The 15,153-nt window shown below is 43.6% G+C and carries 11 protein-coding genes; 8 read left to right on the top strand and 3 right to left on the bottom strand.

All coding sequences use genetic code 11. The features are described from left to right. Positions 1-167: 167 nt before the first annotated feature. From ppx to AC4MDD_RS14580, 5 genes are read left to right on the top strand one after another with little or no spacing between them, the layout of a single operon-like run. Entirely contained in the window at positions 168-1,691 is a 1,524-nt protein-coding gene (gene ppx, locus AC4MDD_RS14600) for an exopolyphosphatase (protein ID WP_491881933.1), read from the top strand. A 30-nt stretch (positions 1,692-1,721) separates the two neighbouring features. Continuing rightward, positions 1,722-2,546 carry an acetyl-CoA carboxylase carboxyltransferase subunit alpha gene (locus tag AC4MDD_RS14595; RefSeq protein ID WP_078388708.1) on the top strand — a complete coding sequence of 275 codons (825 nt, stop codon included), beginning with the start codon at positions 1,722-1,724 and terminating at the stop codon, positions 2,544-2,546. Continuing rightward, positions 2,483-3,829 carry a tRNA lysidine(34) synthetase TilS gene (tilS, locus tag AC4MDD_RS14590; protein WP_279044205.1) on the top strand — a complete coding sequence of 449 codons (1,347 nt, stop codon included), beginning with the start codon at positions 2,483-2,485 and terminating at the stop codon, positions 3,827-3,829. The genes AC4MDD_RS14595 and tilS overlap by 64 nt, the downstream gene beginning before the upstream one ends. 28 nt (positions 3,830-3,857) lie before the next feature. Further along, positions 3,858-4,688: a pyrroline-5-carboxylate reductase gene (gene proC, locus AC4MDD_RS14585; protein WP_078426677.1), complete on the top strand. Its 831-nt coding sequence runs from the start codon at positions 3,858-3,860 to the stop codon at positions 4,686-4,688. A gap of 25 nt (positions 4,689-4,713) precedes the next feature. Next, positions 4,714-5,283, top strand: a complete 570-nt coding sequence (locus tag AC4MDD_RS14580; RefSeq protein WP_004979206.1) for a YggT family protein — start codon at positions 4,714-4,716, stop codon at positions 5,281-5,283. A gap of 143 nt (positions 5,284-5,426) precedes the next feature. Here AC4MDD_RS14580 and polA read toward each other — a convergent pair whose 3' ends face one another. Then, positions 5,427-8,192: a DNA polymerase I gene (polA, locus tag AC4MDD_RS14575; RefSeq protein ID WP_491881932.1), complete on the bottom strand. Its 2,766-nt coding sequence runs from the start codon at positions 8,190-8,192 to the stop codon at positions 5,427-5,429. Between the two features lie 162 nt (positions 8,193-8,354). On the opposite strand from polA, the gene AC4MDD_RS14570 reads away from it, so the two are divergent. Then, on the top strand, positions 8,355-11,051 hold the full coding sequence (locus AC4MDD_RS14570; RefSeq protein WP_490751987.1) for a DUF2339 domain-containing protein: 2,697 nt from the start codon (positions 8,355-8,357) through the stop codon (positions 11,049-11,051). A gap of 49 nt (positions 11,052-11,100) precedes the next feature. Here the strand turns inward: AC4MDD_RS14570 and AC4MDD_RS14565 are convergent, their stop codons facing one another. Together AC4MDD_RS14565 and AC4MDD_RS14560 are read right to left on the bottom strand one after the other, a co-directional pair. Continuing rightward, the gene (locus AC4MDD_RS14565; protein ID WP_004692251.1) at positions 11,101-12,024 is read right to left on the bottom strand and encodes a mechanosensitive ion channel family protein; all 924 of its coding nucleotides are present in this window, start codon (positions 12,022-12,024) and stop codon (positions 11,101-11,103) included. 9 nt (positions 12,025-12,033) lie between these two features. Further along, positions 12,034-12,846, bottom strand: coding sequence for a DUF432 domain-containing protein (locus tag AC4MDD_RS14560; protein WP_017396988.1), 813 nt, complete (start codon positions 12,844-12,846; stop codon positions 12,034-12,036). Positions 12,847-12,960: 114 nt separating this feature from the next. On the opposite strand from AC4MDD_RS14560, the gene gspE reads away from it, so the two are divergent. Continuing rightward, positions 12,961-14,448 carry a type II secretion system ATPase GspE gene (gene gspE, locus AC4MDD_RS14555; RefSeq protein ID WP_004979214.1) on the top strand — a complete coding sequence of 496 codons (1,488 nt, stop codon included), beginning with the start codon at positions 12,961-12,963 and terminating at the stop codon, positions 14,446-14,448. A gap of 117 nt (positions 14,449-14,565) precedes the next feature. Further along, entirely contained in the window at positions 14,566-15,126 is a 561-nt protein-coding gene (locus AC4MDD_RS14550) for a hypothetical protein (protein WP_490751989.1), read from the top strand. The last annotated feature ends 27 nt before the right edge of the window (positions 15,127-15,153 follow it).

The raw sequence follows: 15,153 nt of genomic DNA, 5'->3' as shown, positions 1-15,153 counted from the left end.
TAGTTTGAGTTTGTCTAATTGATGCTCACGATGTTACTGATCGTGTAACACAATTGTCATATATGCTGAAATTTTAAAAGCTCGTCAATTTCTGACCATAAATGGCTTTTAAATTGCATGGAGGTGAATTAATCTAAGCACAATTCTGTATAGGTTTATATTAAATCATGTCTGATTTTTTAATTGATGAAGAGTTACTTGCTGCCATCGATATGGGGTCGAACAGCTTCCACTTAGCGATTGCACGAGTGGACCATGGCGAAGTGAAAAAAGTTGCGTCAATGTCAGAAAAAGTACAGTTAGCAGCGGGTTTAGATGAAAACAAAAACTTAACAGAAGCCGCACAGCAGCGTGGTTTGGCCTGTTTATCTCGCTTTGTCGGACGTTTAGGTTCGGTTCAGCCGAATCGTTTAAGAATTGTGGCGACCAATGCGCTACGCCAAGCCAAAAATGGACATGAATTTATTCAAAAAGCGGCAGAAATTTTGCCGAAGCACATCGAAATTATTGCAGGTCGTGAAGAGGCTCGTCTGATTTATTTAGGTGTATCTCATACCATGGTAAACAGTGGACGCCGTCTTGTGATTGATATTGGTGGGGGGTCGACAGAGCTGATTATTGGTGAAGAATTTGAGCCCATTCATACCGAATCTTTACAAATGGGCTGTGTAGCATTTACAAAAGCCTTCTTTGTCGACGGTGAAATTAACCAAAAAAGTTTTGATAAAGCTGTGGTAGCAGCGCGTAAGGAGCTGTCTGGTATTGCCAATACCTATAAAGAAGCGGGTTGGGATACGGTGGTCGGTTCGAGTGGAACCATTAAAGCGTGTCGTCAAATTACCGTGAATATGGGTTGGAGTAATGAAAAAGAAGAACTCACCCGTGACGGTTTATATAAGCTCAAAGAAAAATTGCTCAAATATAAACATGTCGCTGAGATGGAATTTGATGGCCTAAAAGAAGACCGTCGAGCAGTTTTGCCAGCCGGAATCGCTATACTTTATGCCATTTTCGATGTACTTGAACTGGATAAACTGGTGTATTCAGATGGTGCCCTGCGTGAAGGGGTGATGTACGACTTGCTGGGACGTTTTCAACATGAAGATATTCGAGATCGTTCTGTACAAGCGTTAATGGGACGCTATAACGCTGATCCAAAACAAGCTGAACGGGTCGTGAATATGGCTCAGCATTTGTTTGATGGTGTGGCGGATTTACTGAAATTAACCACAGAAGACAGTGATTTACTGCGTCGTGCAGCTTATCTGCACGAAATTGGTTTAGCGATTAGTCATGCGGGCTACCATCGTCATGGCGCATATTTATTGCAACATTCTGACATTGCGGGCTTCTCACAAATTGATCAAAACCATCTGTCGCATTTGGTGGCCCATCACCGTCGTAAGCTGCGCAGTGACGCGCGTGTCGATGTGATGAAGGTTGGCGGCAACAAATTAGTCTATCTGTGTTTGTTACTTCGCCTCGCTGTTTTACTGAATCATAGTCGTAGCGATCAGATGCTTCCTGCCATTGAATTAACAGTAGGCAATGCGCAACAATGGCAACTGAGTGTTTCTGGTAATGCCGCGCAATGGCCTTTGCTGGTTGCAGACTTGCATGATGAGCAAGCGCAATTTAAGCATTGGGATGTTGAGCTGGATATCCAATCAGAACAATTTGTCGATGAATAAATTGGTCAATTAGGGATTTATGGTTGAGCTATGAAGAATAAAGCTGCGCAATCCAAAGCATGGACGACGGTTCAAATTGCACGTCATCCTGAGCGTCCGCAATTTTTAGATTATGTGAGTGAAATTTTTACCGAATTTGATGCTTTGCATGGTGATCGCTTATTTGGTGATGATGGTGCAATGATCGGTGGATTAGCTCGCTTTGATGGTCAGCCAGTCATGATTGTGGGTCAACACCGTGGTCGCAGTACGCGTGAAAAGTTACAACATAACTTTGGTATGAGTAACCCAGAAGGTTACCGTAAATCACAACGTTTACTCGATATGGCTGAACGTTTTAATCTACCCGTCTTTACCTTTATTGACACCATGGGTGCATATCCAGGTGTGGGTGCAGAAGAACGCGGTCAGGCTGAAGCAATTGCAACCTCTTTGGCACAACTTTCAAGCTTGAAAGTGCCTGTAATTGCAACTGTACTCGGTGAAGGCGGTTCAGGTGGCGCACTGGGCATTGGTGTGGCTGACCGTGTGGTGATGTTATCCCATAGTATTTATTCAGTCATTTCACCTGAAGGCTGTGCATCTATTTTATGGAAAACAGCTGAAAAAGCAGAACAAGCCAGCGAAGCTTTGGCCTTGACTGCTGAAAAACTACAGAAAATTGGTATTGTTGAATATGTGGTCGATGAAGGTGAGGGCGCTCATCTCAACCCAGAACAAGTCATGCATGCTTTAAAAACCGTTTTAAAAGATGCATTGGCTGAGTTGCAACCAATGGATGCGAATGAACGATGCGAAGCACGTTACCAACGTTTAATGAAGTTTGGCAGCGACAATTTAGGGCTAGTGTCTTAACTGAGTTTCAGGATACACCTGAACAGCCTCATTTTTTAATCGGATGTAGTGGTGGCATGGATTCCATGCTGCTGCTACATTTGATGTCTCATTTATTTCCCAAGCGCATTCGCGCCATCTATATTGATCATCAATTGCAGGATGTCAGCCCGCAGTGGGGTAGCTTTGTTCAAGAACAATGCTATGTCTTGGATGTCCCATGTGTGATTCAAGCGGTGGATGTTGATCTAGGCAATGTAGAAAGCCAAGCGCGTAGTGCACGTTATGCGGCCTTTCAGAAGCATCTTCTTACCAATGAAATTTTAGTTCTCGCCCATCATCAACAAGATCAAGCCGAAACCGTTTTACTCCGTTTACTCTCTGGTGCGGGAATTCATGGACTTGCCGCCATGCAGAGCATCGATATACGAGAACAATTTACAATTTGGCGTCCTCTATTGGCTTTGTCCAGACAGCAAATTGAGCTGTGGGCTGCTGAGATGCAGCTGAGAAATATTCAAGACCAAACCAACTTTGATACCAGTTATGATCGGGCATGGTGCCGAGCTGAATTGTGGCCAATTTTAGAACAACGCTTTCCGAAAATGCAGCAAGCTTTGGCACGCACCAGTTATTTGATGCAAGATGCCGAAACGATTTTGGCCGATGTGTTGGCGCAAGATTGGGCCAGTTGCGGGAATGCTGCGGTTTTAAATTTAACCCCATTTCGTCAGTTATCTGCACCGAGACAGCGACAGTTACTGTCCGCTTGGATGAAAGGTGAGGATTTGTATCGTCCAGCTTTTGATATGGTGCAACGCTTGTTTGATGAAGTGATTGAATCCAAAGTGGATGCCCAAGCCGCATTGCATTGGAACCAATATTATTATGTGCGTTATCAACAGCAACTCTTTCGTGTCAGTAAAGCAGAGTATTTGGCGGAAGAATGTCAGATTATTGAGTCAATTGAGCAGCGTTTTAGTTTAGATCAAGCTTATGCATTGGCTTCAGGGCAATATCGGATTGAAACACAAAAATATGGACTGTCTTCTGCACTATTGGAGCAGCCTTTACAGATAAAACCGCGCTTAGGTGGGGAAAAATTGCATTTGTATGGGCGTGTTGGGGCTTGGCCGTTGAAAAAAGCCATTCAGAGCGCACAAATTTTTCCGTGGCAACGTCATACAATACAAATATTAAGCATAGATAATGTTATGCTTGGTGTTTTTACGCCTAAAGGATTTTGGTTGGTCGAGTCGGCTTATTGTGAAGCGGGTGGATGGCAACCAAATTTAATCGCTTAGTTAAAAAATTCAGGATAGAGAAATAATCATGAGCGCAGTGTTGAATCGTAATATTTGTTTTATCGGCGGTGGTAACATGGCTCAAGCCCTCATTGGTGGCTTGATTTCACGTGGTTTACCTTCAACTCGCATTACGGTTTCTGATCCTGTTGAACAAGTTCGTCATTTATTGGCTGAAAAAGACTTGGTGGTGACTGAGGACAATGCATCTGCGATTCGTGAAGCCGATGTCGTGGTCTTAGCGGTTAAACCTCAAGTTTTAGCCGATGTTTTAAAACCATTAAACGGTTTATTTGACGGTAAGTTGATTATTTCGATTGTTGCGGGTGCTGAAATTGCAACGATTGCTGCATTAGCTGGCACTAATCGTATTGTTCGTGTGATGCCAAATACGCCTGCTTTAGTACAAACAGGTGCGCATGGTTTATATGCCACTGAGGCTGTAGATAAAGAAGACCGTGATTTGGCGAGCCAAGTACTTGCTGCGACAGGTTTGACTTTATGGGTAGGCGATGAAGCGCAAATTGATGCTGTGACTGCGGTGTCTGGTTCAGGTCCTGCGTATTTTTTCTATATGATGGAAAGCATGATCCGTGCAGGTAAAAACCTCGGTCTAGATGAAAAAGTAGCAACGGCGTTGACGTTGCAAACTGCATTGGGTGCGGCACAAATGGCAATCACGAGCTCAAATACACCAGCTGAATTGCGTAAAAATGTCACTTCACCGAATGGTACAACCCAAGCGGCACTTGAAGTGTTTGATCGTGCACAAATTTCACAAAATATCCAAGCTGCATTGGCTGCTGCTCAAAAGCGAAGTCAGGAACTTGCTCAAGAGCTGAGTGAAAGTAGCAAATAATCGTTTTATTTAGGAAAGTTCAAGTATGGGTGCAAACTCTGCGCTAATTTTTGGCATCATTATTAACGTTGCAATTTTACTGGTGTTCTTCCGCTTTCTCATGCAGTTGGCAGCGGTTAACTTTTATAACCCAGTGGTGATGTCGACCGTAAAAGCCACAAAAATTGTGGATATGTTTGGTCGTATTTTTCCAAATGTAGCGAAAGGCCGTGTTAACTTAGCGGCTTTAGTACTTTTGGTTTTATTGTACTTACTGAAAATTTTTGGCGTCATGTATCTCTCTGGAGCGATGCCGAATAGTCCTGTGCATTTGGTTATTTTAACTTTTGTGACCATGATTCAGGACTTGATTCGTTTCTGTCGTTACCTGATTTTTGCAACAATTATATTAAGTTGGGTGGTGATGTTTACGCAGTCACGTTCGCCTTATATCGAAGTAATTCAGGAGCTTGCTGAACCATTATTGGCACCGTTTCGCCGTTTGTTGCCCAATATGGGCATGATAGATCTTTCTCCAATCGTGGCGTTCTTAGCGCTGTATATTGCTGAAATGATTATGAATGAAGTGGCGATTGTTCTGCTCACTGGTTTATAAGATTGTAGCGAATAAAAAAAGGACTCGATTGCGAGTCCTTTTTTTGTGGTTGAAATTTTTAGGTGAAGACGTTGATATTTCTTCTAGGAGGTAAATGAGCTTCATACCAGCCTTCCTCCTAAGAGGAGAAAGGCGCAAATGTTTTAGTGGGCTTCATCCCAGTTTCGACCTTTGCCGACTTCAACCAACAATGGCACAGAAATTTGCAAAACAGATTGCATGACGTCTGCTAGTTTCGAAGCCAGTTCATCCGCAATACTTTCATCGACTTCAAAAACCAATTCATCGTGTACTTGAAGTAGCATTTTGGCTTGATTTTTAGGCAGCATTTGATCAACTGCAATCATCGCCATTTTAATAATGTCCGCAGCAGAACCTTGCAGCGGTGCATTAATTGCGGCACGTTCAGCCGCTTGTTTGATTATTTTATTGCTTGCCATAATATCGGGCGTATACAAGCGACGGCCTAAAATGGTTTCGACAAAACCTTGTTCACGTGCAATTTGACGGGTACGTTCCATATAGTCGAGCACGCCCGGATAACGTTGGAAGTATTTCGCAATATAGCCACGCGATTCTTCGCGGCTAAAACCGAGTTGACGGGTTAAGCCAAACTCAGACATGCCGTAGAGTAGACCGAAGTTGACGGCTTTGGCCTGACGACGTTGGTCTGACGTGACATCTTCAAGTGCAACACCTAAGACTTCAGCCGCTGTACGACGGTGTACATCTTGTCCATGATTAAAGGCATCGACCAAGGCTTCATCTTGTGAGAAATGCGCCATTAAACGCAGTTCAATTTGTGAATAATCGGCTGCCAATAATACGCGACCTTGTGGTGCAATAAAGGCTTTACGAATTTGACGCCCAATTTCCTCACGCACAGGAATGTTCTGTAAGTTGGGGTCGGTCGAAGACAGACGACCAGTTGCGGTCAGTGCTTGGTGGTAACTGGTATGCACACGATGGGTATCACTGTTGGCTTGTTTTAATAAGCCATCGGTATAGGTGCTTTTTAGTTTGGATAAACCGCGATAGTCCAAAATTAGCTCGGTAATTGGGTGGTCAATCTTTTCTAAAACACTTTCAGAGGTACTGTACTGACCTGTTGCGGTTTTTTTGCCGCCCTTGAGTCCGAGTTTATCAAACAGAATTTCACCGACTTGCTTCGGCGAGCTGACATTGAAACTTTGTCCTGCCAGTTCGGTAATTTGGCTTTCAAGGTTGGCCATGGTATTGGCAAACTCAACACCAAGTTGGTCAAGGAAGCCTAGATCCAATTCAATGCCATTTTCTTCCATGATGGTCAGGACACGGGCAACTGGCATTTCGACATTGTGCAAGATATTGACCAGTTCGGGATGCTTTTGTAGTTTGGCATCGAGCACTTCAAACAGTCGATAGGTCACATGGGCATCTTCAGCTGCATAGTGCGCGGCGGTTTCGATCTCAATTTGGTTAAAGGTTTTTTGTTTTGCGCCTTTACCTGCCACCTGTTCAAAGGTCGTGGTTAAGTGGCTGAGGTAGAGACGCGAAACGTCGTCCATCCCGTGACGAGTCGCCACAGCATTGAGTACATAAGATGCCAACATGGTATCGAAATACCAGCCTTTTAGTTCAATGCCATGATTTTCTAAGACATGCGCATCATATTTCAAATGATGACCGATTTTCTGAACCGATTCATCTTCTAAAATAGGTTTAATTTGCGCCAAGATCTGTTCACGATCTAGCTGCGCAGGTGCATTTTCATAATCATGCGCAAGTGGAACGTAATACGCATCTTGCGCATCGAACGCGACCGAGAAACCAACAATTTGTGCTACGCGATAGTCTAAACTGGTGGTTTCGGTATCAAAGGCAAAACGTTTTTCTGTACTTAAACGTTTGAATAATTGAGTCCACTGTTCTGCACTGAGCACAGTATGGTAATTCGCTTGCCCCAGTTGGTCATCGACGCTGCTTTGAACGGCCTGATCTTCTGTATTGATGACGGTTTCAGATTGTGCTGATTTGGCAATGTGTTGCGTCGCTTGTTTGTAGGTTGCACTATTGGGATTGTTTGGATGATCGAGCGATTGTAACTGCTGGCGGAATTCCAGTTCGGTATACAGTGAACGTAAGGCTTCAGTATTTGGATCTTGGAGTTTAAGATCGTCAAAGGTCAGTCCTGTCTCTAAGTCACAGACAATACTTGCCAGTTGATGATCAAGCGCAATGCCATCAGCATGTTCTTTGATGTTTTGACCGACTTTGCCTTTGATTTTATCGACATTTTCTAAAATGCCACCAATCGAGCCGTATTCTGTTAACAGTTTTGCCGCAGTTTTTGCACCAACACCCGGAACACCCATAATGCCGTCAGAGGCATCGCCCATTAAAGTCAGATAGTCAATAATTTGGTTTGGCCACACCCCAAACTTTTCAAACACGCCATTTACATCCATCGGCTTGTCTTTAAAGCTGTCTTCTAAGGTGACTTTATCGGTCACCAACTGTGCCATGTCTTTATCGCCTGTGGAAATCAGCACTTGCTGTCCCGCGGCTTCCGCACGTTTGGCCAATGTCCCGATGATGTCATCTGCTTCGGCACCTGGGAGCATGTACAAGGGGATACCCAAAGCACGAATTAAGGCATGCAAATATGGAATTTGCTCTGATAACTCCTCAGGCATACTCGGGCGGTCACCTTTATAAATCGGCGATAGCACATGACGAAAAGTTGGTTCTGGTGTATCAAAAATGACTGCCATATGTGTTGGCTGGGTACGACGCATCAGTTTTTGGATGGCAGAAATTGCCCCACGAATTGCATTGGTATGTAAGCCAGTTGACGTGGTGAGCGGTGGCAAAGCATGAAAAGCACGAAATAAAAAGTATGAGCCATCGACCAAGACAAATGGTGGCATTGCAAGATTCCTTATCCAAATAACCCGTTTATTGTACGTGATTTTGGCACAGAACAAAGTGTATTGATGTACCGATTGGCATAGATGGTTACGGTTATGCGCTTAAAGATGTACTACAAGCTGATGTATTATTTGAAGATGAGAAAAAGAGATTGAGAACGGATGCAAACTGGACAGCGTGAAATTCGCATGATGTGGTTAATGGGGCTGACGATTGTTGCGATTGCAGGATGGTTTTTGGCCGTGCCGCTGTTGAGTGCATTGTGTGGAATCGCGTTGATCATGAGTGTTATGCACTATGTCGATAGCATTGAAAACCCTAGTATGACCTTGGCGGAACAACGGGGCATTGCTTTTCAGCCAACGTCAAAAGTGCCGCTTTACCTTGCTGCTTTCGTCATTTTGATCGGTATGGTGGGGCAATGGGGCGGACTCATTGGATTGGGGATCAGTGGTTGGTTGTTCTTTTTCTTTCGATGGTTACGTCGCCTAGAATATCTATTGTTATCCGTGCAAGCACAGCCATATCAGGTGATATCTGACCGATTCACAGAATCTGAAAATTCTCCCTCTTTACCCACTACTCTAAACAACACAGATGATTTAAGTCTCAGTGAGCAAGTGAAACGCTGGCTTTGGCAGGGCAATCCTGTCTTAAAAGTTGCGATTGTGATACTGCTGATTGGGCTTATTTTGTTATTACGCTTTGCCACCGAACATTGGCAGTTGAGTCTCGCTGTTAAGCTGAGCCTCGTTGCTGCGGTAAGTGTGGGCGTTGTGATCTTTGGTTATGTGCTCCTACAAAAGAACCGCAGTTTTGCTTTGGCTTTAGAAGCACTTGGACTGTCAGGCTTATTTTTGACCTTATTTTTTGCTTACTACAACGGCGTGATTGCAAGTTTAGCGATTGCAAGTCTGTGCTTTGTGGTGGTGATGGCGGTTACACTTTGGCTCAGTTTAAAACAGCAGTCGATTGAGCTGGCGTTGATGGCGATGATCATTGCTTATTTGGCACCCTTTACTTTGCCAGTACGGAATGCCACTGCGATAGAGCTAGTGGTCTATTATTTGGTCATTAATATTGCGGTTGCTGTTTTAAGCACGTTCAGACCGTGGAAAGTCCTCAACCAAATTGCTTTTTTAATGACGGTGGTCGTAGGCGGAGCGTATGCCTTTTATCAAGGCAAAACGCCTGAGCGAGGCATGCTGGCCTTGTTGGTTTTGGCACATAGTACGGTCTTTATTTGGTTGAGTTTTCGTTATAGCCAACTTTTGGCGCGTGAGGATTTAACGCAGTTTAAGTTAAAACCGATCTTGGATGTGGCTTTGATTTTTGCTGCCCCTATTGTTGCTTTTGCTTTTTTGTATGTGATGTATTTTGAGGAAACGATTTGGCAGGCAGGCTTTAGTCTGGGCTTTGCAGCGCTCTATGCCATGCTTTATCAACTGCTAAAAAGAGCCCATAGCGTTGAGCTGATTGCGCAAAGTTATCTCAGTCTGACTTTGGTCTTCTTGGCGCTGATTCCCCCTATTTTGCTGCCTGATCAGTGGGGTGTGGTGGGGTGGAGTGTTGAGGGTGCACTGATCTTTATGTATGCCTTATATCGAAATTCCGCTCTGAGTCGTTATTTGGCGATGGGCTTATTGGCCGTGGCAGGGCTCTCAAGTCTGTATTATGTGGTGGAGCTCAATCGTTTTCCAACGGAAGTCTATTGGGCGCTGTGTCTGAGTTATTTTGCTGTGGTTACCGTTGCCAACAGCGTAGAGCGCTTTAGACAACAGTTGTCTTTTGCCACCATTGCCTTTTTTTGCTTACAACTGCTTTCAGCAACCAGCATGTTGTTTATCCTACTTTTGGATGAAATCGACAGTAAAAGTCAGGTGACGATGGCGCTACTGATCATCGTGCTTTTAGATACAGTACTGAATGAATGGTTGCTCTACCGCAAAGCCAGTTGGTCATGGTTATTACCCAAGTGGATTGGCCTGATTCCGCTGTATGCAGTTGCCTTCATTTTCTTGGTTGACCTGAGCCATGATGGCATCATTATGTGGCAGTCTGGTTTAGACCGTCTATTGTTTGCTTTAACGAGTGGATTACTCACGTTGCTGTGGCTTCGCCCGTTACAGGGCGTAGAGGATGAGCAGGAGTGGGTGAGTTTGGGGGCTTTACTAAGTTTGGCGTTCACCAGCTTAACTCTCATTCCAAGTATGCCGTATTTGAGCATGGTTATTTTACCACTGGCCTTTGCTGCATGGTGCTACACACAATTGACTCAAACGCGATGGAGAAAGTTTTGGCAAGCACGCAACACCTTAGTGCTCATGTTGTTTTGGATCGTGTGTTCTCAGATCTTTAGCCAACAAGCTTTTGCAGGATACTGGTTACCCATTTTCAACCCATTTGACTTGGTCAGTATTGCGATGCTGATCGGTTTCATTTGGATGCTGAATTTACAAATGAAAGCGGGTTTGGAAAAAAGTCTGGGTGCTATTTTGATGATGTCGAGTCTACTCTGGCTCAGTAGTTATGTGGTGCTACGTGCGCTGCATGTCTACTTCCTAACACCCTATAATGACTGGCAAATGTGGGAAAATGCCTTGGTGCAACTGAGCTTTACTTTGCTTTGGGTCAGTTTGGCCTTCATTTGCATGCTAACGGCGACCAAACGCAACTTACGTTCATTGTGGATATTCGGCGGCTGTATTTTAGTTCTTGTGACACTGAAATTGGTCTTGTTTGACTTATCTCACATTGGGACACTCACCCGTGTGATTTCATTCTTAGGCGCAGGTTTGGTGATGTTGATAATTGCGTATATTGCACCGATGCCTGAACTTGAGGAAAAGACCAATTAAACAAGCTCAGCTCCTTATGTCTGCATGGATCATAAGGAGCTGAGGCGATTTATTTGATATTCGGTTCTCGTTTCAAGGCTTGTGCATTGGCATATTGATCAATTTCTTCATTGGATAATGGACGCGAAAGCGGATGATCGACAAAGCCCATTTTTGGCACAGGAATTTCGATTTGGTTATCTAAGAAACCATTGCGAATACGTTCCTGCATTTCATCGCGCACTTGCAGAAAGTGTTCTTGCTGACACCACACGGCAAACAGTAACTCAATTGAAGACTCGCGAAAGGCGGTGACGGTGACGGCAGGTTTAGGGTCTGCAAGCACCAAAGGATATTTATTAGCCACATCAATCAGCACCTCGCGTACTTTAATGATGTTCTCATGAAAGTTAATCGCTAGGGTGATGGGAATACGCCGTATTGGAAATTTAGAGAGGTTATGAACAGGCGCTCGAATCAGTTGTTCATTCGGTAGTCGTACATAAATGTTGTCCTGAGTGAGTAACTTAACAGAGAGGAGGTCAATTGAAATGACTTCACCTTCAATGGTATTGCCGCGAATAAGGGTGATTGAAATGGTGTCGCCAATTTCAAAAGAACCTTCACCAATCAGGAACAATCCACTGATTAAGTTGGATGCAGAGGTTTGTGAGGCAAAACCCAAAGCAACCGTCAAAATACCTGCGGCACCTAAAAATACACTGAGTTTAAAACCAGCTTCTTTGAGGCTAGCCATCACAAAAATTAGGAAAATAAAGTAAAAAATACCACGACGCCAGACCAACCGTTGGTGGGCGTTAAACTTGGTGCCAATGGTTCGGATAAATGTATTTGAAACCAGACGTGCCAAGAGAAAACCAACAAAACACAGCACTAAGGCAATTAAGATTTCTGTTAATCGTTCTGTGTTGATGTTGGTGAAAATGCCTTTTAGGCTACTGGTAATTTCTTGGGGAATATTTGAGTTTGGCATCTGTCCCCCTTAGAAGAATGAATCAAACATATTAAATAATGCACTCGCCGAAGAGCGCGGTGGATGCACATAAATCACTTTGCCTGCATGCGGAGGCGTACGATTTTCGATACGGATTCGCGGTGGTCGATCGGCGCCTTCATGCAAGACTTTAATTTGCGATGTCCAAAGTCGATCCGTACTTTCACTATAAAATAAAGGCAGGGCTGAAACAGGCACGTTCATGCGGTCAAAACGCAGTTGTAAGTGACTGGTGTTGTGGAACTCAATCGGAGTCACTGCACGAAATGCACGTGGTTTGAGTTGATGCAATTCAGTTCGACCATCGACAGCTGTAGCGTAGGCAATTTCACCTGTACGGTGGTTTGGCCCAAACCAAGTTTCTTTGGGTAAAATCACAGGAATATCAAATAGGGGATCTCGCTGACCTTCAATAAAGCCCGAAATCCATAACGGGGTGCTGATATACAGCGTGCCGCGCTGACCCGCTGGAATATAAATCGGATCGACAGGTTTAATCACCACTGAACGATCGGCCAAACGTGGCATCAGTTGAATCGTATGGTGAGTGTTTTTAAACATGTAGCGTTTAATTTCAACGGGTTGTGGAAAGGCGAAATGAGGGTCTTCTATCGCATGCCATTTTTGCTCATAGTCGTACTGAACTTGAGGGCGATGAAACTCTAAACGCCACTCTTGTAGACCGCGTGTGAGGCGAAAAAGTAATGAGCCGAACTGCCACGCACGGGCTTGATTCAACTCAAAGTTGTATTCCCCCCACCATTTTAAATTGGGGCTATCCGATTCAAACAGTTCATTCATATTAGGCAACAGCACATTTCCTTATATTGCAAATCAGTGAAAAACAGACTTCACGCTGTCATATGCTTAGAGTACACTCAAAATAATATTTTTCATCATTATTATAATTTTAAGATGCAAGTGCTTAAACAATTACAAATTCCCTATAGTTTTGCGAAGCGTCATGGTGTGCTGTTGCGTTATGAAGGTGATCAAGCCTTTATTGTGCGCCGTGAAAGTACCCCGTTGTTGGCTTTGCAAGAGGCACGCCGTTTTTTAGGTGTGGCAGCACAACATCAACTGTGTAGTGATGAAGAATTTCATCAGCTTTTAAGCAGTAGCTATGCAGGGGACAGTGGCGAATCACAACAAGTGGCCGCTGGTTTAGAAGATCATCCCGATTTACTTAGTTTAGCTGACCAAGTGCCTGAAGCTGAAGATCTGATGGACCAAGAAGATGATGCCCCAATTGTTCGTTTGATTAATGCATTATTGTCTGAAGCCATTCGTGTTGGCGCATCCGATATTCATATTGAAGCCTTTGAAAAGAAACTGTCGGTGCGTTTACGTGTCGATGGGCAATTACGTGAAATTGTGCAGCCACGCCGTGAACTAGCACCGCTGTTGGTGTCTCGTATTAAAGTCATGGCAAAACTGGATATTGCAGAAAAACGGATTCCGCAAGACGGGCGTATTTCACTGCGTTTAGCCGGTCGTGAAGTGGATGTGCGTGTATCGACTTTACCCTCATCACATGGCGAACGTGTGGTGATGCGTTTATTAGATAAACAAGCCGGTCGTTTGAACATGACACATTTGGGCTTATTGAAACCTGACTATGAGCGTTTAACCCAATTGGTGCATCGCCCACACGGCATTATTTTGGTCACAGGGCCGACAGGTTCGGGTAAAACAACAACGCTTTATGCGGCGCTTTCAGACCTTAATGATGGTTCGAAAAATATTTTGACCGCAGAAGACCCGATTGAATATCAACTGGAAGGGATTGGACAGACCCAAGTTAACACCAAAGTCGATATGACTTTTGCGAGAGCCTTAAAAGCCATGCTGCGTCAAGATCCTGATGTGGTGATGGTGGGTGAAATCCGTGATTTGGAAACGGCTGAAATTGCGGTACAAGCATCGCTCACAGGGCATTTGGTCTTATCTACACTGCATACCAATACGGCCATTGGTGCGGTGACCCGTTTAAAAGATATGGGCATTGAGCCGTTTTTGCTGTCGAGTTCTTTGATTGGTGTCATTGCACAGCGTTTAGTACGAACCTTATGTAGTCACTGTGTGACATGGCATGAAGCCGATACTTTTGAAACACAACTGTTTCAGCATTTGAATCCAAAAACAGAACTTCAGTTACCTCAACCGAATGGCTGTGAACGTTGTTCACATACGGGTTTTACGGGACGGACGGCAATTTATGAAATTGTCGCTGTGGATGATCAAATGCGTCGTTTAGTTCATGGCAATGCCGCTGAATATGAATTAGAAAGTTATGCACGACAATACTCAGGCTCTATTCGTGATGATGGTTTGCGTAAAGTGTTGGCAGGGAAGACTACGTTGGAAGAAGTATTGCGTGTGACCAATGAAGCGGCTGAATAATAGAATATCGACTAGTAGATACGGGTTATGCGTGTAGTTGTATTATCCTGAAATTACCTGATGTGTTTGTATGGCAGCATCCGTTTTACTTTTAGAATGAAAATAAAGAACTTTATAATGATGAATAAATCCTTAGCCTTGTTTGGTGTGTTGAGTGGTATGGTATTTTTTACTCCTCTCAGTTTTGCAAAAGATGAAACTTTTAATGTTTATAAAAAATGCCATGATGAAATGGAGTGGTCATGTGATGTCATTAGAAATACCAATGGCAAGAAGGAAAAAGTTTATGGCGGTATGAAATCACCAAATATTGAGTGTTTAAATCAAAGTTATTATCATGTTCAAATGTCATGTGGTAGCCCATGTCAAGCTCATAGTTTTCTATCGAGAAATAAACAAGAAGATGATGCGACTCAAGAATTTATCGCTATTGATACGAAGAGTAATTGTTTAATTGAAACTGATTCTAAACACAATAAAATCACAGCTCGCCAATTAAATTCGAAAAAAAGACATACTTTGATCAGTACCCAGCACCCTATTTTTGATATTGCCCAATATACGGTGTTCCAAGGCACTTCTTATTTTGATCCAAAAGGAAATTTGATTTTACTGGCAGATGAAATCGATGATCAAAAGAAATTTAAAAAGATATTTCCAAATCCTTGTAAGTTATGAAATCTCTATCCCAAAGCTATGACTTTA

This window comes from Acinetobacter sp. CAU_H_29a_1, from assembly GCF_058599505.1.
This window is presented reverse-complemented; position numbering and strand designations above follow the sequence as displayed.